The organism is Acidaminobacter hydrogenoformans DSM 2784 (assembly GCF_900103005.1).
Lineage (GTDB): Bacteria > Bacillota > Clostridia > Peptostreptococcales > Acidaminobacteraceae > Acidaminobacter > Acidaminobacter hydrogenoformans.
This window is the reverse complement of record NZ_FMWL01000006.1, coordinates 100,423-122,290: the sequence shown is the minus strand read 5'-3', so window position 1 is coordinate 122,290 and position 21,868 is coordinate 100,423. Positions and strand designations below refer to the sequence as shown.

Annotated in this window: 20 protein-coding genes; 19 read left to right on the top strand and 1 reads right to left on the bottom strand. The window is 53.8% G+C overall.

Going from position 1 to position 21,868, the window contains the following annotated elements:
* The first annotated feature begins 66 nt into the window (after positions 1-66).
* From BLP63_RS07955 to BLP63_RS07895, 12 genes are all read left to right on the top strand, one after another.
* Positions 67-510, top strand: a complete 444-nt coding sequence (locus tag BLP63_RS07955) for an NfeD family protein (RefSeq protein WP_092590386.1) — start codon at positions 67-69, stop codon at positions 508-510.
* A 71-nt stretch (positions 511-581) separates the two neighbouring features.
* The gene (locus tag BLP63_RS07950) at positions 582-1,511 is read left to right on the top strand and encodes an SPFH domain-containing protein (RefSeq protein ID WP_092590385.1); all 930 of its coding nucleotides are present in this window, start codon (positions 582-584) and stop codon (positions 1,509-1,511) included.
* A gap of 350 nt (positions 1,512-1,861) precedes the next feature.
* On the top strand, positions 1,862-2,182 hold the full coding sequence (locus BLP63_RS07945; protein ID WP_092590384.1) for a PadR family transcriptional regulator: 321 nt from the start codon (positions 1,862-1,864) through the stop codon (positions 2,180-2,182).
* Positions 2,179-2,781, top strand: coding sequence for an HAAS signaling domain-containing protein (locus BLP63_RS07940; protein WP_092590383.1), 603 nt, complete (start codon positions 2,179-2,181; stop codon positions 2,779-2,781). Before BLP63_RS07945 ends, BLP63_RS07940 begins: the two co-directional genes overlap by 4 nt.
* A gap of 72 nt (positions 2,782-2,853) precedes the next feature.
* Complete coding sequence (locus BLP63_RS07935; protein WP_092590382.1) at positions 2,854-3,750, top strand: DUF4097 family beta strand repeat-containing protein; 897 nt, start codon at positions 2,854-2,856, stop codon at positions 3,748-3,750.
* A gap of 281 nt (positions 3,751-4,031) precedes the next feature.
* A complete protein-coding gene (locus BLP63_RS07930) occupies positions 4,032-5,846 on the top strand; it encodes a DegV family protein (RefSeq protein WP_092590381.1) in 1,815 nt (604 codons plus the stop codon).
* A gap of 1 nt (position 5,847) precedes the next feature.
* The gene (locus tag BLP63_RS07925; protein WP_092590380.1) at positions 5,848-6,621 is read left to right on the top strand and encodes a DUF1295 domain-containing protein; all 774 of its coding nucleotides are present in this window, start codon (positions 5,848-5,850) and stop codon (positions 6,619-6,621) included.
* Between the two features lie 274 nt (positions 6,622-6,895).
* Positions 6,896-7,846 (top strand): sugar phosphate isomerase/epimerase family protein, encoded by a 951-nt coding sequence (locus BLP63_RS07920; RefSeq protein WP_092590379.1) that lies wholly within the window; start codon positions 6,896-6,898, stop codon positions 7,844-7,846.
* Positions 7,843-8,598, top strand: coding sequence for a YkgJ family cysteine cluster protein (locus BLP63_RS07915; RefSeq protein ID WP_092590378.1), 756 nt, complete (start codon positions 7,843-7,845; stop codon positions 8,596-8,598). The genes BLP63_RS07920 and BLP63_RS07915 overlap by 4 nt, the downstream gene beginning before the upstream one ends.
* Positions 8,599-8,902: 304 nt before the next feature.
* Positions 8,903-9,160 (top strand): Veg family protein, encoded by a 258-nt coding sequence (locus BLP63_RS07910; protein WP_242870840.1) that lies wholly within the window; start codon positions 8,903-8,905, stop codon positions 9,158-9,160.
* A 258-nt stretch (positions 9,161-9,418) separates the two neighbouring features.
* Complete coding sequence (locus BLP63_RS07900) at positions 9,419-10,108, top strand: response regulator transcription factor (RefSeq protein WP_092590375.1); 690 nt, start codon at positions 9,419-9,421, stop codon at positions 10,106-10,108.
* Complete coding sequence (locus tag BLP63_RS07895; protein WP_242870839.1) at positions 10,080-12,023, top strand: sensor histidine kinase; 1,944 nt, start codon at positions 10,080-10,082, stop codon at positions 12,021-12,023. The genes BLP63_RS07900 and BLP63_RS07895 overlap by 29 nt, the downstream gene beginning before the upstream one ends.
* Positions 12,024-12,237: 214 nt before the next feature.
* Here BLP63_RS07895 and rocF read toward each other — a convergent pair whose 3' ends face one another.
* Positions 12,238-13,146, bottom strand: coding sequence for an arginase (gene rocF / locus BLP63_RS07890; protein WP_092590374.1), 909 nt, complete (start codon positions 13,144-13,146; stop codon positions 12,238-12,240).
* Between the two features lie 703 nt (positions 13,147-13,849).
* Between rocF and arcA the strand changes: the two genes are divergently transcribed.
* The 7 genes from arcA to BLP63_RS07850 all read left to right on the top strand — a co-directional run bounded on the left by arcA (position 13,850) and on the right by BLP63_RS07850 (position 21,784).
* Positions 13,850-15,088: an arginine deiminase gene (gene arcA, locus BLP63_RS07885; protein ID WP_092590373.1), complete on the top strand. Its 1,239-nt coding sequence runs from the start codon at positions 13,850-13,852 to the stop codon at positions 15,086-15,088.
* Between the two features lie 303 nt (positions 15,089-15,391).
* Positions 15,392-16,384 (top strand): ornithine carbamoyltransferase, encoded by a 993-nt coding sequence (gene argF, locus BLP63_RS07880; RefSeq protein WP_092590372.1) that lies wholly within the window; start codon positions 15,392-15,394, stop codon positions 16,382-16,384.
* A gap of 353 nt (positions 16,385-16,737) precedes the next feature.
* Positions 16,738-18,117: an FAD-dependent oxidoreductase gene (locus tag BLP63_RS07875; protein ID WP_170829360.1), complete on the top strand. Its 1,380-nt coding sequence runs from the start codon at positions 16,738-16,740 to the stop codon at positions 18,115-18,117.
* Positions 18,117-19,235, top strand: a complete 1,119-nt coding sequence (locus BLP63_RS07870; RefSeq protein ID WP_092590370.1) for an acyltransferase — start codon at positions 18,117-18,119, stop codon at positions 19,233-19,235. Before BLP63_RS07875 ends, BLP63_RS07870 begins: the two co-directional genes overlap by 1 nt.
* A 495-nt stretch (positions 19,236-19,730) precedes the next feature.
* Positions 19,731-20,606, top strand: a complete 876-nt coding sequence (gene ispE / locus BLP63_RS07860) for a 4-(cytidine 5'-diphospho)-2-C-methyl-D-erythritol kinase (protein WP_242870838.1) — start codon at positions 19,731-19,733, stop codon at positions 20,604-20,606.
* Positions 20,603-21,286 carry a GntR family transcriptional regulator gene (locus BLP63_RS07855; RefSeq protein WP_170829359.1) on the top strand — a complete coding sequence of 228 codons (684 nt, stop codon included), beginning with the start codon at positions 20,603-20,605 and terminating at the stop codon, positions 21,284-21,286. The genes ispE and BLP63_RS07855 overlap by 4 nt, the downstream gene beginning before the upstream one ends.
* A 69-nt stretch (positions 21,287-21,355) precedes the next feature.
* On the top strand, positions 21,356-21,784 hold the full coding sequence (locus BLP63_RS07850; protein WP_092590367.1) for a DUF1934 domain-containing protein: 429 nt from the start codon (positions 21,356-21,358) through the stop codon (positions 21,782-21,784).
* Positions 21,785-21,868 lie beyond the last annotated feature (84 nt).

Sequence of the window (21,868 nt, the reverse complement as noted above, 5' to 3'; positions counted from 1 at the left end):
TAATATAAAGAGGAAGTGTTTGGCACATCAGGCATTTTACAATAAAGCAGGAGGAGTTGACCCCATATGAGTTTCTTAGCCGGCCTGAGTCCACTTATCGTCTGGATCGCGCTCATCATCATTTTTGCAGTTTTGGAGGCGCTGACCATGGGCCTCACAACGATCTGGTTTGCAGGCGCAGCGCTGATCGCGCTTCTGGCGGCCATGATTGGATTCTCTGTACCCGTTCAGATTGGTGTCTTTCTTATATCTTCGGCGCTTCTGATCTACTTCACCAAGCCTCTGGCCAAGGACTTTCTTCACATTGGCAGTGAAAAAACAAACGTTGAGGCAGTCATTGGCATGGACGGTCCGGTTCTAAAAGGCATTGAGCGCTACGCCACCGGACAGGTCAAAATCAATGGTCAGATCTGGACCGCACTTTCAGAGGATGGAGAACCCATTGAAGTTGGGGCCAGGGTGCTGGTTGTAGCTGTGGAGGGTGTCAAGCTCATAGTAAAAAGGGCATAGCCAAAAAGCATCAGACAGAAAGAAGCAAGTCGTGATCATTATTGCAGCAGACAAAAGGGAGGCAAACATTTATGGATTTTTTAAAGCTCATCATTCCAGCATTACTCTTTTTATTCGCCATCTTGTTGATCATCACCAACATCAGAGTCGTACCCCAAGCTCAGGCTTATGTCATTGAGCGTCTCGGCGCTTTTCTCACGACCTGGAGCGTCGGGCTGCACTTTAAGATTCCGTTCATTGACCGCGTCGCGAACCGCGTCTCGCTGAAGGAGAATGTGGTCGACTTCCCACCTCAGCCGGTTATCACCAAGGACAACGTCACCATGAAGATTGATACGGTTATTTATTACGCGGTCACAGATCCAAAGCTCTACTCTTATGGTGTTTCCCGACCTATTGTTGCCCTCGAGAACCTGGCGGCCACGACGCTGAGAAACATCATTGGTCAGCTGGAGCTGGACGAGACGCTGACGTCCAGAGACCTGATCAACACCCAGATGCGCGCTATACTTGACGAAGCCACAGACCCATGGGGCATCAAGGTCAACCGCGTTGAAGTCAAGAATATCATCCCGCCTGAAGACATCCAGAACGCCATGGAAAAACAGATGCGCGCAGAACGTGAGCGTCGTGAATCCATCATTCGTGCAGAAGGCGAAAAGAATTCCAAGATTCTGGTGGCGCAAGGTACCAAAGAGTCTATGATTCTCGAAGCAGAGGGCGAAAAGCAATCCTCCATCCTTCGTGCTGAAGCGAAGAAAGAAGTTCAGATTCGCGAGGCGGAAGGTGAAGCGGAAGCTATTATCAAAGTTCAGGGCGCGAAAGCCAAGGGCATTGAAATGATTCGTGAAGCTGGTGCGGATCCTGCCGTCATCGCGATCAAGAGCTTTGAAGCCCTCGAAAAAATGGCTGACGGTCAGGCGACAAAAATCATTGTGCCTTCAGACCTTCAGGGCTTTGCCGGCACCGTTGCCGCGTTGAACGAAATCATTAAGAAATAGTTTAGTCAGGCGAATTTGTTATAGGCTGAAAGGTTTAGCCGCCGCCGGTCACGGGGTTTTCCGTGTCTGGCGGCGGCTTTCTTTCGTCTGCTTTAAAGGGAAGGGGACGCTTGGGGTGTGGTTGGGGACAGGGACGGGCGGTCGGGGACTGGGCCGCACCAAACAATTGGGGTGATGCAGTGGGTGTGTGGTGCGGCCCAGTCCCCAATGGCCCGTCCCTGTCCCCGCCTGAAAGCACTCCGCCGCGTCCCCAACCTTATTTAAGATTCTTTTAATACTCGCTACCTTGCATTATAAGATACCGTGTGATATGCTCTAATCATCAAAAAGGGAGAAAGAGGGGATCCTCTGTGAATATACAATTCAAGAAAGGTGTGCTGGAGCTGTGTGTGCTGTCTATACTGAGCCACAGGGACTGCTACGGCTACGAGCTGGTGCAGGAGATTTCGAAAAATATCACCATTTCTGAGGGGACCATTTATCCCCTGTTGCGGAGGCTCATGGAGGATGGGATGTTCACCACCTATCTGAAGGAATCCTCTGAGGGACCGCCCCGCAAGTATTATACACTGACGGAGCGGGGCCGGCAGGAGCAGGCGGCGCTGGCAGCGGAGTGGCGGCGGTTTGTGACAGGTGTCAACTTGATTGTGGAGGGAGATCACGGGAAATGAATAAGGAGACCTATCTGAACCAGCTGAGGAACGCCCTTTCCGGCATGCCGGAAGCGGAGCTGAACGACATATTATACGACTATGAAGAGCACTTTGACGCCGCGCTGGCCAGCGGCGAGACGGAAGAGGCCATCCTTGAGCAGCTCGGGCGGCCGGAGGTGGTCGCGAAGCAGTTCAGGTTAAGCAAAGTGATCCAGCGCGCGGAGGAAAAGCCAAGCTCCTTTAATCTTTTAAGGGCAGTGGTTGCCTCAATTGGCCTCGGACTTTTTAATATCATTTTCATTCTTGGCCCTTACCTGGCGCTGGCAGGGATCCTGATTGCGGTATACGCCACGGCGGTGGCCCTGATTGTCGCAGGCATAGGCCTGGTCTTCGGCGGTGTGGTCATGGCCGTCAGCGGCACAGCGGTATTCGCGCCGGTGGCCATTCCAGCGGGGATAGCGGGGGGCACACTGATTGTGGCCATCCTCGGTGCAGGTGTGGCAATAGCGGCCCTGGGAGGCCTCATCTTCCTTGGCGCGCTCAAGCTGACCCAGCTCTTCTATCAGGTCACTTTGAAGTACTTGAAGCTCAATGTACGCATCATTAAGCAAGGCTGATAAATCACCGGTGACTAAGCAGGAGCACCTGACTTTTCTCCTGCAAATCTCTGACGTGAGAGGGTAATAAAAGTGAGAAAAATTGCACTTTGGCTTATTGCAGCACTATTGATTGGCGGCGGGATCGCGGTGCTGGCGCTTCGGGAGGTTGGACCAGAGCTGATGGACAGACTCCAGGGCAAGCCACTTGGGCCGCTGGCGGGAAGCCAGCGCTTTGAGCTGGACGAGACCCGGACAGTGGCGATTAACGAGGTCAAGTCCCTGACGGCAGTCACCGTTGAGACCGTCTTCGAATCGGTGGAAGTGACCCGTGAACCGCGGGAAGATATTGAGATCAGGCTGACGGGAACCTATATGGCGCCTCTGGACGTCACACAGCCCAAAATACGTATTTCTCAGGACGGGGACGGCCGGGTTGAAATTGACATTGACCGGGGGATCACGCTGCCCCATTCCTTTACTTCCACGAACCTCAGATTAATGGTCAAGATTCCGGAGACGCTGTCCGGGGATCTCGAGCTTCAGAGTGTCTCCGGTGCAGTCAAGCTTCGTTCACCGGGATTAGAACCTTTTAAGGGGAATGTTTCCGCAGGGTCGGTTTCTGGGCGGATCTATGTCGAGGGGCTTGATGCCTGGAACGTTGATTTGGGCTCTGTCAGCGGCGAAGTGGAGTTCGTTGGAAGCGCAGATCAGCTGGACGTCAAGACGGTGTCCGGCGCTATGATGCTTAGACTTGCGGCGCTGAGAGGAAACGGATGGATGGAAACGACGTCTGGAAGTATTGAGCTGACCAGTACGGAGCCACTCAATCATGAGATCAAAATCACGACGACCTCGGGTGAGCTTGAAATAGAACGAGAAGAAGTGAACATAGAGGTCAGGGAAGACCGCGTCATTGAGGCGACGGCGGGAAGCGGGCAATTTTCGCTTGAGCTGTCAACCGTCAGCGGAAGCGTGAGCATAAGGTGATCGAGCGACGTGAGTGAATATGGTGTTTGCGCGACTATCGGCAAAAAAAACATCTCTTTGGTGTCTGGGGTTAAAGCCCTGGGCCCAGGGGGGTGTTTTAATTTTCCCTTTAAAAAGCATTGTTGCCGATGGTCTTCAGCACCCCACACACCACAACCATAGTATCGATGAAGCTTACCCTGCCTATTGATGAAATCAATTCAAAAATAGAATTAAAATAAGGAAAAAAATGAAGTTGACACCGTTTTTAAGGGTAATAATACGCCGAGGAGGGATCGCGTATGACCACCGATTCAATTAACGGAAGACATGTCTATTACGCCATTTTGGCGGGTGCCAATGAGGTGATTCAAAATAAGAGCGAACTGGACCGCATCAATGTATTCCCCGTCCCGGACGGGGATACGGGGGCAAACTTGACGTCCACCATGAAAGCGGTCATGGAGAATATTCGCCTCGAGGAAGAGGTGGATTTAGTGCTTTCCAGCGCTGCTGACGGCGCCTTGATGGGTGCCCGGGGCAATTCCGGGCTGATCTTTGCCCAGCTGATCTACGGCTGGTACATGGAGGTCAAGAACAAGGAGACCCTGACCCAGGACGAGTTGATTCACAGCCTGCAGGGGGCCCTGAAGCGTCTGTATGGCGTCATGCTCAACCCCGTGGAGGGCACCATTCTGACAGTGGTTCGAGAATGGATCCATTCCCTGGAGCGGCACAAGGATAAGGCTGCCACAATCCTGGATTACGCTGAGCGGACGCTCTCGGACAGTGGGGCCGCCGTCAGAAAGACGACGGAAATGCTGGAGCAGCTTAGAAAAAGCAATGTGGTAGACGCCGGTGCCAAAGGTTTTTACCATTTTCTCGAGGGGATCAAGCATTATATTGAGCATGGCGAGGCGGGGATCGAGAAGATTTCGGTGATTCCTTCCGAAGCGCATCCAAGGAGCGCTGAGGCCCACGAGACCCTGGGCGAGTTCCGCTACTGCTGCGAGACGCTGCTGACCAGGCAGGAGAAGGGTAAGGACAAGGGCCTTAAAGTTGAGACCATTCGGGGGATTGCCGAACGCTTTGGGGATTCCCTGGTGATCGCCGGCGGCGAAGACAAGCTCCGGGTGCACCTGCACACCAATGAACCTGAACCGCTCTTTGACGCGCTGAGCAAAGTGGGCAAGCTGGACGCCATTAAAGTGGATGACATGAAGATTCAGGTGGATATCCGCAATCACAGGAAATATCCTTTTGCCATTGTGACGGACACCATAGCGGATGTGCCTCAGGCTTATATTGACGAGCATCAGATCTCGGTAATCCCCCTTCAGCTTGAGATTGGCGGCGTGGTTCACCTTGACCGCGTGACGCTGTCCGTTGGACACTTCTATGAAATCAACAAGACCTTGAAGGATCAGCCGCAGAGCTCCATGCCTGCCATTAAAAATGTTGAGAACCTTTTAATGTTCCTCAGCGATTACTATGAGGCCATCCTCGTGCTGGCCGTGTCGGACAAGCTCAGCGGGACCTATGCCATGATCAAGAGCCTTGAGCCTCTCATCACTAAGCGGGGCCGAAAGATTGAGGTCTTGAACACCTTGAAAAACTCCGGCGGCCAGGGACTTATGGTCAAAAAAGCCGTAGATATGGCCCGTGAAGGTAAAAGCTTCGAAGAGGTCGTCGAGTCTATGCGGGCTATGCGGGACCGGGTTAAGATCCTCGTTTCTGTGGACACGGTCAAGTATCTTGAGCGCAGCGGCCGTGTCAGCCGCAGTGTTGGAAAAGTCGCCAAGATTATTGGCCTGAAGCCTCTGATGACGCTGGACCGGGAAGGCCATGGCAAGGCCTATGGCGGCAAGCTGACCTTTAAGGGGGTCATGAAAAAGCTGGTGAAGTCAGTAAGCGAGGACATTGAGAAATACGGCCTTGAGGAATACGTCATAGTCCACGGGGCGTGCATGGACCGTGCATTGGAGCTGGCACGCGTATTTGAGGAACTCACTGGCAAACCGCCGGAATATATCGCGGAGATCTCGTCGGTCGTCGGTGCGACGGCCGGGGATGGCGCGACGGCGATTGCTTATCTACAGAAGAAAGCGGGCTGGTAATATGTCAGGTTTATTATGGTTTTCGTGGCTTGTGATTTTCCTTTATTTTATGGGGTTCTTTATCCTCGGCACCGCGGTCAAAAACAACGCCGTGGTGGACTTTGGCTGGGGCCTCGGCTTTGTGGTTGTTGGTTGGGCGTCCTTATTCTATTATGGAAACCTGGACGCGGTCTCCTGGCTGCTGCTGGCGCTGGTCAGCATCTGGGGCATCCGGCTCTTCTATCACCTGTACCGCCGCAACTGGGGCAAGCCGGAGGATTTCCGGTATGCCAACTGGCGTAAGGAGTGGGGCAAGTGGGTTATTCCAAGGGCGTTCCTTCAGGTCTATGTCCTGCAGGCGGTCTTTATGGCAGTGGTGTCCTACGCTTATCTCTATGCCATGACGGTGGCGGATAAGCCGGTTAATCTGTGGGTGGTTGTCGGGGCCATAGTTTGGATCACAGGCTTCTACTTTGAGTCCGTAGGGGACAAGCAGCTGGAGAACTTCAAGAAAGACCCCGCAAACAAGGGGCACATCATCAAGACGGGGCTCTGGAAATATACAAGGCATCCCAACTACTTCGGTGAAGCGACCATGTGGTGGGGGATCTTTATCATAGTTATAGGGACGACGGGCTTTTGGCCAACCATCATCAGCTCGGCGGTGATCACGTATCTGTTGATGTTCGTCTCCGGGGTGCCTATGCTGGAGAAGAAGTATGAGAATAATCCGGAATTCCAGGCCTACGCGGCGGTGACCAGCAAGTTTTTTCCTTGGTTTCCGAAGAAGGCTTGAGGTGCGGATGTGCTTAACGGGAACCATCGGCAACGCTCTGTGCTTTTAGAAGCTTAAGGATTTGCCGATGGTCTTGTTTTCAGCCTCGTTTTTTAACCCCAAAGCCACGGTCAAGGCGTGGGCAGAAGCGCTTAAATATGGTACACTGATAGCGTCGGGAGACGACGTTAAGGTTCTTCGCGCATCCAATGTCGGTCCTGCTTCCAGCGGGACTTTTTCTTTGAGATGCCGCCCAGACGACCCAGTGAGAATCCCACGCCGGAGGTAAAGGCTAATGGACCGTATTAAAGAATCAACACATCAAATTATGCCGGAGACAGCCGCGTTGCGTCAGATCCCAGGGAGACCAGGCAGGGGCCTTGGCTCCAACACCAACAACGCAGCGGTGGGAACCTTGGCGCGCCTTGGGTTTACGCGGATTGAAGTGTGTCTCGGACGCCACCGGCCTTACCACGACATGCTGTCGGGCATTTTCGCTGACCTGGAGGAGGCAGAGATCCATGGGATGGCTTATACAATCCATCTGCCGCTGTGCCTCTATGACTGGTTCCCCTTCGATTACCTTGACGGCTATTATCTGGACCCTGATCCGCAAAAACGGGCGCTGGCGTTCCGCTTTCTTGAGGAGAACCTGAGGCAGCTGACTCAGCGCTATAAGCCGGATTACTACGTGATACATTTTCCGGGGATTTACCGAAACGCCTACCTTGGCCTGGATTTCCAGGGGATCCTGCATGAGTCCCTTGAAAAGCTTCAGTCGCTGGCGGAGCATTTTGGCACTATCCTCGCGCTGGAATACTTTGGCTCCAACCAGAATTTCAACCGTCCTGAGCAGTGGGTTGAAGCCCTGACTGGTTATTCGCGGCTTGCGCCGCTGCTGGACACAGGGCACCTCTATTTCTCCTGTCTGATGAACGGAATCGACTTTGATCAGGCGATTCAGCAGCTGGGACCTCACTGTGTGGGCTTCCACATCTGGACGGTCCAGGGGACAGAGTATTATGGCAACTCGCACTTTTACAGACAATATCACCACGTGGTGCCTCATCCCGGTCAGCTGCGGGCTGAAGGCTGGGCATTTGAGCCTGGGGAGGTTTACAGGAAGCTTAGGACGTTCGACGCGCCGCTGGTAGTGGAGGCGTCGAGTTTATTCGGCGGTCCGGATTATTATTTTGAGGGGCTGCGCTACGCCGCGGCGTGCTACCTGGGAGGGGACTGCGAATGAGGGCTGATGGAATAGCTGGTGATACAGAGGTAAGATTTTTGGATCCGCTCGTTGGGGACTGCTGGGAGAGGGCGTTCCATCATGCCGGAGAAAACGGATTGTTTGAGCGGCTATTGACGGTTTATAATAAGGTGCCTGGCGGGAAATGCAGCGGCTGTACAGCCTGCTGCGCCGAGTCCGTCAGCACCTTTTTCGTGGAGTGGCTCAGGATTCGTGATTTTTTGGTGAAGGGTGGCCGCTGGGCTGAAGCCCTTCGGCGAGCAGAGGCTTTTGCTTTTGACGAGCTCGCCCGACCCATGAAGTGTCCCATGCTGGAGGCGGACGGCCGCTGTATGATTTATGAGGTGCGGCCTTTGACCTGCCGAATCTTCGGACACTTACAGGCAGCGGACTACGGACGGAATCTCAAGGCAGTCCTGAAGGCCAATCGCAGGGCGGCAGATCAGATTTTGAAGCATCATGGTGTGGTATTGCCGACTGCTGTGGTAGAGAAGGCAATTCCCTATTGCGAGTCCTTTATTTCTGAAGCGCCTATGTCCTCCGGGGAACGTGACGCGTTGTTTGATGACTTGTTCTCAATGGATTCCAGGTTTTTGATGGCAGGGCTGCTGGAACCGGATCAGATTCAGCTGGGTCTGGTGGACTGGTTCGCCATGGTCCGGCTTGAGCCTGAGGCGCTGGCTGAGGAGCGGCTCAGGCGAGCGGCTGCCGGTAGTTCCGGCAATGCTGCAGCGGCAGAAACACTGGACTGACGTTATGTGAAGGCAAAAGGTTAAAATTTGGTTAATTTATGTTGGAAGAATGCGAATGCGCATCGATCCTCTGTGTAAATTGGCATTTTGACTGTGAAAAAATGTTGTTCAGGGGCTTGACAAAAGCCCTGTCTTTCAGTATTTGGAAGACTTTTGGCCTTTTGATGATTGTCATAAAACTAACAGACATTTTTCGACAAAACATAGTTGACAGGTTTATAGCACCTATTGTATAATATTTGACTTTTCTCTCGCTGTATGGTAATATTTATACAGTGTGATAGAGAATGGGATGGTGGTCAACTTGGCGACAAAAGCGACACTTGCAGAGATTAGAAAGTCGGTCGAAGGTCTGATTGGAGAACGTGTTCTTCTCAAGACAAACAAGGGCAAGCGCAAAGCGAATGTCCGCGAGGGCATTCTCGAAGTAGCTTATCCAAGTGTTTTCACCGTACGTATCAACGCCGGCCTTGATATTGAGCGCCGTGTATCGTTCAGCTATTCAGACATTTTGACAGACACAGTTGAAGTGACGCTGTGCCAGAACGTCAATGTTTCCTAAGAGAATGAGTTTCAAGTAATTATTGATGCCAGCGATTCGCCGCCCTGCGGCCGGTTCGCTGGCTTTGTTCTTTTTTTGGTGGGGGACAGGGACTTGTGGTGGGGGACAGGGACGGACCGGAACGAAAGAAAACCTTAAGAATTATCAGCAGTTTTTCGACGTTTTTATCTGTTATTATGAAGTTGTCAGGTCACAAGCGGTAAATGCCATACAACAGACGTCAAACGCCAAAAACTTCCCCACAGGAGACAAAAAACCATGAAAATCTTAGTTTGCGACGACGATCACGCCATAACCGACGCCATAGAAATCTATCTGAAACAGGAAGGTTATCAGGTTGCCAAGGCCTACAACGGCCTGGAAGCCCTGGAGGCCCTTAAAGACAACGATATTCAGCTGATCCTCCTCGACATCATGATGCCAGAGCTGGACGGCCTCCGGGCCACCCTCAAAATCCGCGAACACTCCAATATCCCCATCATCATACTGTCCGCCAAAACCGAGGACACTGACAAGATCCTGGGCCTCAACATGGGCGCGGACGATTATATAGCCAAGCCCTTCAACCCCCTGGAGCTCCTGGCCCGGGTCAAGTCCCAGCTGCGCCGCTATACCAGCCTTGGCGCTTCCCCGGAGAAGCCCTCGACCTTCCGCAGCGGCGGCCTTGTCCTGGACGACGAAGCCAAAGAAGTGACTGCCGATGGTGACCCCATCAAACTCACCCGCTACGAATACAGCATTGTCCGCCTGCTGCTGACAAATGCCGGTAAGGTGTACGCTTCAGACCAAATCTACGAACAGGTCTGGTCAGAGCCCCCCATCAATACGGAAAACACCGTCGCCGTCCACATCAGGCGGATCCGTGAAAAAATAGAAATCAACCCAAAGGAGCCAAAATACTTAAAGGTGGTGTGGGGCATTGGATACAAAATTGAAAAGCTGGACTAATTGGTCAAGGCACTGGTTCACCAAAGCCACCGTGATCCTGTTGATCCTGGCAGCAGGCCTGATCTTCTCAAACACACTTTTTGATGAAGCAGAAGGCACCCTGTTCGACTTCGACTACCGCAGCAGCCAAGCCTATAAGGACCTGGATACAGCGTATGACTTATTGTTCGAGGCCATTTCTGAGACCCCGGCAGCAGTCCAGGAAGCGCCTGGCGCTGAAAGCTCAGGGCTGGAATGGGAAAGCCTCAAAAACCGCCTTCCTGAGGGCGCCCTTGACCGACACTACTTCATGCTCCTAAAGGATGGAAACCTCCTCAGCAGTAACCTCGAAGGCTTGACTGCCACAGAGGATTTTTACACCCTTGTCGACGCCCACAGTGAGCTTGCCGGCCCTTCCGAGGGGATGACCATTCTAATAGGCCTCCGGCGCGATATTGCCCGTGACGCCGCCAATACCTGGCACGAAACCTGGCTTGAAGAAAATACACCCATCCTCATCCTCCTTACAGCCTGTATTCTTATCATGCTCTCCGGCCTCATTTACCTCGCTGCTGTCGCCGGCCGCAGACCACACTCGGATGAGCTCCATTTCCTGAAAGCAGACCGCATCTTCACCGACCTGGGGCTCGCCCTGTGGGCAGGACTTCAGATCCTTCTGCTTGGGCTGTTTGGTGAAATCCTGCGCTTTGCAGACAGCGAGTGGCAGCTCCTGACAAAACCCGCCGCCGGCCTCTTTCTGACCCTCAGTGGGGGCATGGCCCTCTATGCATGGTCTCTTTTTTGGAAGCGTCTGAAAACCGGTAGCCTGCTGCGCCACACCTTCGTGGTCTGGTGCGCCTCAAAGTGCTTCGGCGCACTTGCAAAGCCCCTTCGAAAAGCTGCCCGCAGACTTAAAAGCGGTCCGGTGGACCGCATGCCTCTGCTCATTGCCACTGGCTTCCTGGCCCTCAACGCCTTCACGATCCTCTTTGGGGGCCTCCTGACCGCAGCAATGGGTTTTGCGGGCTTCCTGCTGGGCAGCGTGGTTTACCTCGCCGGTATTGCGCTCCTCGCCCTCTATCTCATCCGCCAGGACCAAGTCCTCGCCAGGATTGAGAACGGCCTGGCCGCCATTGAAGCCGGGGCGCTCAGCATACAAATAGTCCCTGAAGGCCCCGCCCGTCTGAAAAGCATCTCCTCAAAAGTCCGGCAGCTTGCCGACGGCTACCAGACGGCCCTGGAATCCGCCCTCAAGTCTGAGCGCATGAAGACCGAGCTGATCACCAATGTCTCTCACGACCTCAAGACCCCACTGACCTCCATCCTCAACTACATTGATCTCCTTAAGCGCGCCGGTCTTACTGCGCCGGAGGCCCCTGAGTATCTCAAGGTCCTCGATCAGAAATCCCAGCGCCTGAAGACGCTCACCGAGGATCTTTTCGAAGCTGCAAAAGCCTCCTCCGGGAGTCTCTCAGTCCAGGCTGAGCCTCTGGCCCTTCAGGAATTTCTCCTGCAGTCCGCTGGTGAGGTCCGAGACCGCATGGAACAAGCCCAACTCGATCTTAAGCTGACCCTGCCGCCCCAGGACCCGCCCATCACGGTTTATGCGGATGGCCGCCACCTCTGGCGCATCATTGAAAACCTGTTCCTCAATGTCCTGAATTATGCCATGCCTGGCTCCCGGGTCTATCTCGACTTAAAGAATGACGAGACTAACGCTGTCATCACTATGAAAAACATTTCGGCACTGCCTCTGACAGATCTGGATGAAACCTTGACAGACCGTTTTGTCCGTGGCGACGCTGCCCGGTCCACCGAAGGCTCAGGACTTGGCCTCGCTATTGCGAAAAGCCTCGCCGAACTTCAAAAAGGCCATTTTGCCATTGAAACCGATGGCGATCTCTTTAAAGCCATCCTGACCCTCCCGAGAATGTAGGTGGGGACAGGGACACGTGGTTGGGGACAGGGACACACCAGAATGTTGGTTGGGGACTGGGCCGCACCAAACCTCTGAGGACTGGGCCACATCGAACATCGCGCGACAGTGTCGGCAAAAATTTTTAGACAAAGAAAAACCGCCAAGCATCAGCCATGGCGGTTTTTACCTTTTCAGTCACTTGTCTTAAATCACTTGCCCAAAACCAGCCGGACTACTTCAGCCAGCCACCCAGCAAGGAATCCATGAGGGCCACAGCCGTCTCAGCGGTCTCGTTCTTGTTGTCGATCAGCGGATTAACCTCAACGAACTCCGCGCTGGTAGCAATGCCAGCCTGAGCGATCAGCTCAAGGGCCAGGTGAGATTCACGGTAGGAGAGGCCGCCTGCGACGCGAGTGCCCGTACCGGTGGCAAAGAATGGATCCATGGCATCCATATCGAAGCTGATGTGAACGCCGTCCGCACCGTCAGAAGCAATCCGGATCGCTTCCTCCATAACTTTAGGCATACCCATGAGATCGACCTCATGCATGGTGAACACCGTAGCGCCCAAATCTTTGAGCAGCTGACGCTCGCCCGGATCCAGGTCCCTGGAGCCAATCAGCACGACATTCTTAGGATTCAGCTTCTTCCCCACGCCGCCTATAGCCGTCAGGCGCTCGTGGCCGAGGCCCAGCGCCACTGCCAGCGGCATGCCGTGGATGTTGCCGGACGGGGAAGTCTCCGCCGTGTTCAGGTCCCCATGGGCGTCGAACCAGATGACCCCAAGGTTCTCTTTGCTCTGCATTGCCCCTGCTATGGTGCCGATGGCGATGCTATGGTCACCGCCGAGTACAAGCGGGAACCTGCCGCTGTTTACAATGTCCGCGACGCCATCGCAAAGCGCCGTGTTCACCCGCACGATTTCGTCCAGGTACTTCAGGTTGCTGTGCCCATCCGTCGCCACTTCAGGACGAACCACCTCTATGTCACCACGATCTTCAAAATCATAGCCAATGCGTTCCAGCCGGCTCTTGACCCCCGCATAGCGGATCGCGACAGGTCCGAGGTCGACCCCTAAGCGGTCTGCGCCCAGATTCATAGGGACGCCTATAATAGAAATGCGTTTTTCTTTGGTCGTCATTTTATTTTTCCCCTTTCATGCATGTCGGGTCTGGCCGCGGCGCCCTAAAGCAGGCCGCCAGCAGGCCCGAAAATGTGCCGGCAAGGTGCCGGCTGACTTTGTGCTATCATCATACTCGATCACAGCTTAATTTGTCAATCTGTAGTGAAATCGTCTTAATGTACCTCGAAATGGTGCAAATATCGCTTAAAAATAACTTGTAATTAATCAATATGCAGAAGGCGAACTGCTTCGGGAGGGGGATTGAACGGGGCGTTGGGGGAAGGGGGACCATCGGCAAAAGCAGTGAACATTTTTGAGCACAACAGCGTCCAAGTTCCCATCAACAGGAAAAAGCCATGACAGGCCGTCCTACAGCCAGCTATAAAGTGCGGGAAAATTCAGAAAAATCTTTATGATTTTTTCTTAATGATTATTCACAGCGAAGATGAATCAATATTGTTCAAAAAGTTCAGAGTTGAGTCACAGACCGGCATAGAGAAATCAAATGACAATAAATTACATAATATACACTCGATGAATATCCACAATCGCATAAATTCCTCAAAAAATTTTTTATTATCTTCAAAAGCTTAAAATGGCTCGACTTGAAAAAAATATTAGAGGAGTGGTATACTAAAATAAAGGGAGAAACGGATGAATAAATTGCCATAAATAACCAATTGCGACGAAGGAACACGAACGAATTGGAGAGGTGAATCTCATGTTAAAGACACCGGCAATCGACGTTTACTCAGAAATCGGAAAACTAAAGAAGGTTTTGCTGCGCAGGCCTGGCAGCGAAATTGAAAACATCACGCCTGACCTCATGGACCGGCTGCTCTTTGACGACATTCCTTACCTTGAGGTGGCGAGGCAGGAGCACGACGCCTTCGCGGAAATTTTCAGGCGCAATGACGTCGAGGTCGTCTACCTGGAGGATCTGGCAGCCCAGAGCATCCAGGCGGAAGAGATCCGGGCGCTGTTCCTGGAGGAGTTCATTGCAGAATCCGGGATCAGAGGGGATATGAAAAAGGCGGCCGTTCTCGATTATTTCCAGTCCTTCGAGGACACACGCACCCTCATAGACAAAATGATGGCGGGCATCCGCAAGGAAGAGGTCTTCATTGCCAACCCCAAGAGTCTGTCTGACATCATGGACAGCGACTACCCGTTCCTGATCGATCCCATGCCAAACCTCTATTTCACCCGGGATCCCTTCGCGTCAGTGGGCACCGGTGTGACCATCCATCACATGCGTACCGTGACCCGGCAGCGGGAGACGCTCTTTGGGAAGTACATTTTCAAATACCATCCGGATTTCAGGGATTCGGGGATTAAGTTCTGGTATGACAGAGACGAGCAGTACTGCATCGAGGGCGGGGACATCCTGGTCCTTAGCGACAAGGTGATCGCCATAGGCATTTCCGAGCGCACGGACGCAGCGGCCATAGATCTGTTTGCCAGCCGCTTGTTTGCCGACGGCCAAAGCTTCGAAGTGATCCTGGCGTTTGACATCCCAAAATCCAGGGCGTACATGCATCTGGACACGGTCTTCACCATGGTGGACCACGCGACCTTTACCATTCACCCTGAAATAGAGGGGCCGCTGACGGTCTATTCCATCAAGAAGTCCACAAAAAAAGGCACCGAGTTTGACATCGAAAAAGAAACCATGGAACTCAAGCGAATCCTGGAAAGATACCTGGAGCTCGAGGAAGTGACCCTGATCCGCTGCGGCGGCAAACGGGGCATTGACGCGGGGCGGGAGCAGTGGAACGACGGATCGAACACGCTGGCCATTGCGCCTGGGGAGGTCGTCGTCTACGCGAGAAATCACATCACCAACCACCTCCTTGAAGAAAACGGCATCCGCCTGCATGTCATGCCGTCCAGCGAGCTCTCCAGGGGCCGGGGCGGTCCGCGGTGCATGTCCATGCCGCTGATACGGGAGCGGCTGTAGACGGAGACTCAGGCGAGGCTGGAAGCATGTCTTCCAGAGAAGCTGCCGCACAGTTTCGTGTGCGAAGAGGCACCGAGATGAATAAATTCAAAAAAATAAGCATAATTAATCAAAAAAGTATTGATTTCTGGCGAAAATGTGAGAAAATCAGATTTAGTTAAGCACTAAGCAACATTGCGTTTGAAAACTAAACGGCGGCGCGGGGGCGGCGAAGTGGGGCGGGAGACCATCGGCATAAAACCGGGGCAAACAGGCCTTCGAGGACAAACCCGGCGGCAGCCGACTCAATAAGGAGGTTCAACCATGCCAGTCAGCCTTAAAGGAAGACATTTTCTGACACTCAAAGATTTTACGCCGCAAGAAATCCGTTATTTACTCGATCTCTCCAGAGATCTCAAATGCAAGAAGAGGGCTGGCGTCAAGTCGGACCTCCTGGCAGGGCGCAATATTGTGCTGCTGTTCGAAAAGACGTCTACCCGCACCCGCTGCGCCTTCGAGGTCGCTGCTCAGGATGAGGGGGCCCACGTAACGTTCCTGACCAACAGCCAGATGGGCAAGAAGGAGTCGGTGGAGGATACGGCCAAGGTGCTTGGGCGCTTCTACGACGGTATTGAGTTCAGGGGCTATGAGCAGGAGACGGTGGAGGCGCTGGCCAAGCACTCCGGCGTGCCAGTCTGGAACGGCCTCACGGACATGTACCACCCAACTCAGATCCTGGCGGACTTCCTGACGGTCATGGAGCACGTGGACAAGCCGCTGAACAAAGTCAAGTTTGTCTATGCCGGCGACGCCCGCAACAACATGGGCAACTCGCTGATGATTGGCGCGGCCAAGATGGGCATGCATTTCGTTGCCTTGGCGCCTAAAGCGCTCTGGCCGGCGGAGGACCTCGTGAAGGAAATGGAGGAGGTCGCGAAGGAGACCCGGGCGGTTCTGGAATTCTCCGAGGACCTGGAAGCCGTGAAGGGCGCGGACGTCATCTACACGGACGTGTGGGTGTCCATGGGCGAGGAGCATCTCTTCGAGGAGCGTATCCAGCAGCTTAAGAAATACCAGGTCAACATGGATCTGGTGAGACTTACGGAAAATCCGGATATGATCTTCATGCACTGCCTGCCGGCGTTCCACGACCTGGAGACTCAGGTGGGCAGGGACGTCTACGAAAAGTTTGGTCTTGATGCCATGGAAGTGACGGACGAGGTGTTCAGGAGCCGGCATTCCGTGGTGTTTGATGAGGCGGAAAACCGCATGCATACCATTAAGGCGATTATGGTCGCCACGATTGGGAACGTGTAGGCTGGGACGAGGCGGCTTGTGGCCCGCGGCTGGGTGCTGGGTGGCGGAGACTATCGGCAGTCCAAAGCGGCTGGGGTCAGTGGGCGGCTGCAGCTGAAGAAGTGCTGTAAAACTTTCTAAAGATAATGGGTCAGGGGATGGCACCGCGTTTGGTCAACCCCTGGCCTGTTTTGTTTTTTTGCCGATGGTCGCAGGATTCAACAAACGCAGCTTCCCCAGGGGGCGCCTCGCCTGGGCGGCAAACCTTTTTGCCGGGCGCCCCTTTTAAGTCTGGCATTATTGGATATAATAGAAAAATGACGTCTGTGATCTCATCAGACACAGCAAGCAGTTTGAACAGGAGGGTAAATCCCATGGAGAATAGAGTGGATCATACAGATCATAATACAGATGATAATACAGTTTATAATACAGCGCACAATGTCGACGTCCTGGTGATTGGCGGCGGGCCCAGCGGCCTCAGCTCCGCCTATTACCTGGAGCAGATGGGGATGGACTACTGCGTGATCGAGCGCGGCACCCTGCTGAGCACCTGGCGCCACGAGCGCTGGGACTCCTTCACCCTGGTGACGCCAAACTGGATGACCCGCCTGCCGGGCATGGAAGGTGCGGCGCCCAGCGACAACCAGTTCATGACTTTAAAGGAAATCAACGCGCTCCTGACGGCCTGGGTGGAGCACTTTGAGCCCCAGGTCATGGAGGGTGTGACGGCGACACGTCTTAGAGCTTTGACGGAAGAGGAACAGGCGGCCATGCCGGTGGCGCCTTATGACCGTCCGCCGCGTTTTGTCGTGGAGACCACGGCGGGGACGTTTCATGCCCATGATGTGATTGTGGCCACCGGCCAGTACAATCAGCCGTTTATCCCGGCGGCATCGAAGGAATTTCCTGCTGGAGTTCAGCAGCTGCATTCGGTGAGCTACAAGAATCCAGACCAGCTGGCTGAAGGCGGTGTGCTGGTGGTGGGCGGCGGCCGGTCCGGGATCCAGATTGCCCTGGAGCTGCGTCAGGCGGGCCGTGAGGTGTGGCTGTCCCTGGGCACTCAGCGGCCTATTCCGGACGCTTACGACAACGTCAACGGCGTGTACTGGCTGAACCGCCTGTCTGGCTTCGCGAAGCTGGACCGGGGCGTCGAATATGGGCCGGATGACCTGGAACGCCTTGAAATTGTGGAGAAGCTCCGCCAGAACCTGGCCACCTGCCAGCAGCAGGGCGTGAACCTGGTGGGGCGCCTTACCGGCTTCCGGGAGGGGGCGCTGACGGTTCGCCCGAACCTGTTCGAGACCCTGAAGGACTCCGAGACCTATCTCCAGCGTTTTATTGCGGAGATCGAGTCCCATATTGTCAGTGAGGGGCTGGGCAAGCCTGAGAAGGCGCTGGATCTGAACCTCCCGCGGTTGAGCTGGGGGGCGCTTAAGGAGACAGAGCGCCTCGACCTGGCTGAGACCGGGATTGCCAGCGTGGTCTGGGCCACGGGCTTCAGGCCGAACTACCAGTGGGTGGACGCGCCGGTGTTTGCGGACGACGGACAGCTGATCCACGAAGCGGGCAAGACCTCTATCGATGGTCTCTATTTCACCGGTGTCGAGCTGAACCCAGGCTTCGGCGGGCCATCTCCTTATGGCATTGGCTTCTACAGCTTTGGGGAAGACGCCCAGCGGGTGGTGGACCAGATCTGTGAGGATTCAGGATCAATGTTTTGGGCGGATTCAGAAATTGAGGGGCTGGATTAATGAGTGGACTTCATGTGGTAAAAAAACCGGCACCAGGGGAGCGGGAGCGTTCCCCGGCGCTGGATCTCCTAAAGATTGTGGCCTGCGTGCTGGTCGTGGTCATTCACACGACGGCCTCGGGGGTCACAGGGTATCTGCCGGGATCCTGGCTGCAGCGGCTGGCCATTGGGGTCAACAGCTTCAGCCAGTTTGCGGTGCCGGCCTTCATTTTCGCCAGCGGCTTTGGGCTGGCGGCCCGCTACCGGGGTAAAGAGCAGGTAGAGGGACTGCTGGGCTTCTGGGGGCGGCGGATTGAAACTGTGCTGCTGCCTTACCTGATTTGGTCGCTGATTTATCTGATTCTGCAGCAGCGATTCTTGGGCATCTGCTACGGCGCGGCGGGTATGGTGAAGCTGATCCTGAACGGCGGTGCCTTTTACCACCTCTATTTTATGGTGATCCTTATACAGCTGTACCTGGTGTTTCCGCTTCTGCTGGCGCTTAGGCGGCGCTTTGGTGGCGGGCTGTGGGACAAGGCGCGTCCGGAAGGAGATCGCGGTTTTGCGTTTAGCTTTGACATAGCGATCGTGGCGGTGCTCTATCTCCTCTACGCCTTCTGGCTGAGACGCTATGTTCCGTCATCCGACAGGTTCTTCATGACGTATCTGCCATTTTTCTATGCGGGCATGGTTGCTTTTGAGCGGCCGCCCCGGGCGACGCTTCTGACGGCCTTTGGCATAGCCGGCGCCGTGGCCTTTGCGGATTATCTGGTGGGCCGCCTGGCCGTTTTCAAGTCCATCACGCCTATGACCATGCTCTCCATGCCCCTGGCCTGGGAGGTTTATTCCCTTTCCATAGTGATGCTGCTGCTGGCCTGGTTCAAGGCAGTCAACATCAATGAGAAGCTGGGGGGCTGGGTGTCCCGGCTCTCGGGCGTCACCTTTGACGTGTATCTGGCCCACCCTCTCATATTATTTTTTATCAGCCGATGGTCACGTGCCGCCAACCTGCAATCGCTGACGCTGGAGATCGTTCTGGGCTTTGTTTTGGGGCTGACGGTGCCGGCGCTGGTGCGGCTGGGGTACAATGAGGTTGAGGAGAGGTTTAAGAAGCGCAAGAAGGAAGAGGACAAGGGATAAAGGCAAAGGAAAAAAACCAAAGGAAGAAGACAGGGTTATTAAGACAGTGAACGGGGAAAAGTGACAGACAAGGAGAACGCCGCCCCCATGGCCGCTGCCGCGGCCGGGGTGCGGCGTTTCTGGCATAAGGAAAGGTGGGCGAAAGCGCCAGGGGGCGCTTCGCCTTTTTTGTTTGGAAGAAAGGGCGATGGCTGCGGAAAGTTTTTTTGTTCCTGGGTGTTGGTGGGGGACAGGGACACGTGGTGGGGGACTGGGCCGCGTGGTGGAGGACTGGGCCGGATCAATTGTTGAGTGACGGGCGCGGTAATGTGATTGTATATAAGCCCTTAAGTTTGTTTGTTTTACAAAATTGATACGAAAAAGTGACAAAAATTGTTCTTTTTCTTGTGCAAGATTAGGCTGGTATCTTGTAGGATTTTGAAGTATAATACTTGTAATGTATTTTGTATAATGTATGTATATCTTTATTCTAAGGCTGAGTTTGGGGTGACGCCATTGGAGCATAATAAAATCATAGAAATTGCTACTGCCAAGGTCAACTTATCCCTGGATGTTCTGGGTGTACTCGAAAATGGCTATCACGAAGTAGAAATGATTCTTCAGGAGATCGATCTTGCTGATGACATTATTCTCGAGCCGCGTGATTCCGGAATCGCGCTGAGCTGTGATGTGGGTTATCTGCCGCTGGATGCTTCAAACTTGGCATGGCGGGCCGCGGATCTGGTGCTTAAGGAAACGGGTCTTGAAAAAGGCGTCCAGATTTCCATAGTCAAGCGCATTCCGGTAGCGGCGGGTCTGGCAGGTGGAAGCGCGGACGCCGCAGCGGTTATTCGGGGCCTCAACCGACTCTATCAACTGGGGATGGATCTTGAAACTCAGCAGAGGCTGGGTCTTTCTCTCGGAGCGGACGTGCCATTCTGTGTTACAGGTGGCTGTGCTGTGGCCAGGGGTATAGGCGAAAAGCTGGAGTACCTGGAGGGTTTTGGCTCTCACTGGGTGCTGTTGGCGAAGCCAAACCTCGGTGTATCGACACCAGCGGTCTATCAGCGCTATGATCAGACTGAAATTGTGGGGCGTCCGGATACGGCGGCTCTGATACGGGCCATTCAAGCGGATGATATGCGGTACGTCGCCGAGCATATGGTCAATGTACTTGAACCCGTGACCACGCAGATGCATCCCATTGTAGGCAAGATTCGCCGCCAAATGCTCCAATATGGCGCGGATGGCGCAATGATGAGCGGCAGCGGGCCAACAGTCTTTGGATTCTTCAGGCAATATGGACGTGCTTCGAAAGCGTATAAAAATCTAAAAAAGAGTTACGCGCAGGTCTATCTGGCGCGCACCACTAACAGGAGGTTGGAACGTTGAACAATTCAAATTTGGGATCGCTGGAGATCAGGAACTATAAACCTCTCGGAGAAGTTGTCTTCGAATATTTGAGAGAGTCCATCTTGAACGGGACTTTGAAACCGGGGGAGCGGCTCATGGAAATTGCCCTTGCTGAACAGCTTGGTGTCAGCCGTACGCCGGTTCGTGAAGCTATTCGAAAGCTTGAAAAAGAAAGCTTTGTCGAGATGATTCCTCGAAAGGGCGCATATGTGGCAGATCTTACCGCGAAAGATATCATTGATGTTCTGGAAATTCGAATTTTGCTTGAGGGCTTTGCCTCAGCCCTGGCTGCGCAGCGCATGTCTGAGGAAGAGCTTGTAGAGCTGCGGGACACCATGGAGGCCTTCAATAACGCGGTGGAGCAGGGAGATCGCCAGGGGATGATCGACCTCGACAACACATTCCATGATAAAATTTTTGAGTCTACAAAAAATAACAAGTTGATTGAGATTGTCAAAGACTTGCATGATCAGTTTCAGCGCTTCCGCTTGACCTATTTTACCGAGTTTGACAATTATCCGGAAATTCAGCGCTGGCACCAGAAAATTTATGATGCCATTCGCTCAAATGATGCAGAAACTGCCAAAGAAGCAGCGCAGCAGCACGTTCAGGTGATCATGGACCTTGTCATGAATTGGAAGGAAAAACGCAACGAATAGGCGATTGTCCTGTGGTGCCGCGGGGGCACGGGGGGACGGTTGTGTGACCATCGGCAGATAGGAGGCTCTATGACGACAAAGGGCGCGGAGGTGTTCCTCCAGCTGACAACGGAAATTCAGACGGAGGGCGAAGCGGCCCAGCGTATTGAGTTCGCCACGTCGGGGAAGTATTATCTCAAGGAAGAAACGCATTATTACATATATTCGGAGTCTGAGCTTTCCGGTATGGAGGGCGGCAAGACGACCCTGAAGGTCAAGGATGATGTGGTGACTATGCACCGCTACGGCGTGAATATTGTCGAGCTTGTCTTTGCGACGGGGGAGATCCGGGAGTCCGTTTACGAAACGCCTTACGGCGTCTTTGATGTGGAGATGAGGACCATTGACCTCACTGCGGCCATTGATGAGGGCGGGGCCGGGCATATTGAAATCAGTTATGAAATTGAAGTCAAGGGGCTGTCGAAGACGCTGAATCATTTGAAGATTAAGGTGTCGTGAAAGCAGTCCTCCGCCAAATTAACAAAGAGCTGGCAGTTCCAAATATTGGAGTTGCCGGCTCTTTGTGTGTGTTTGGGAATATAA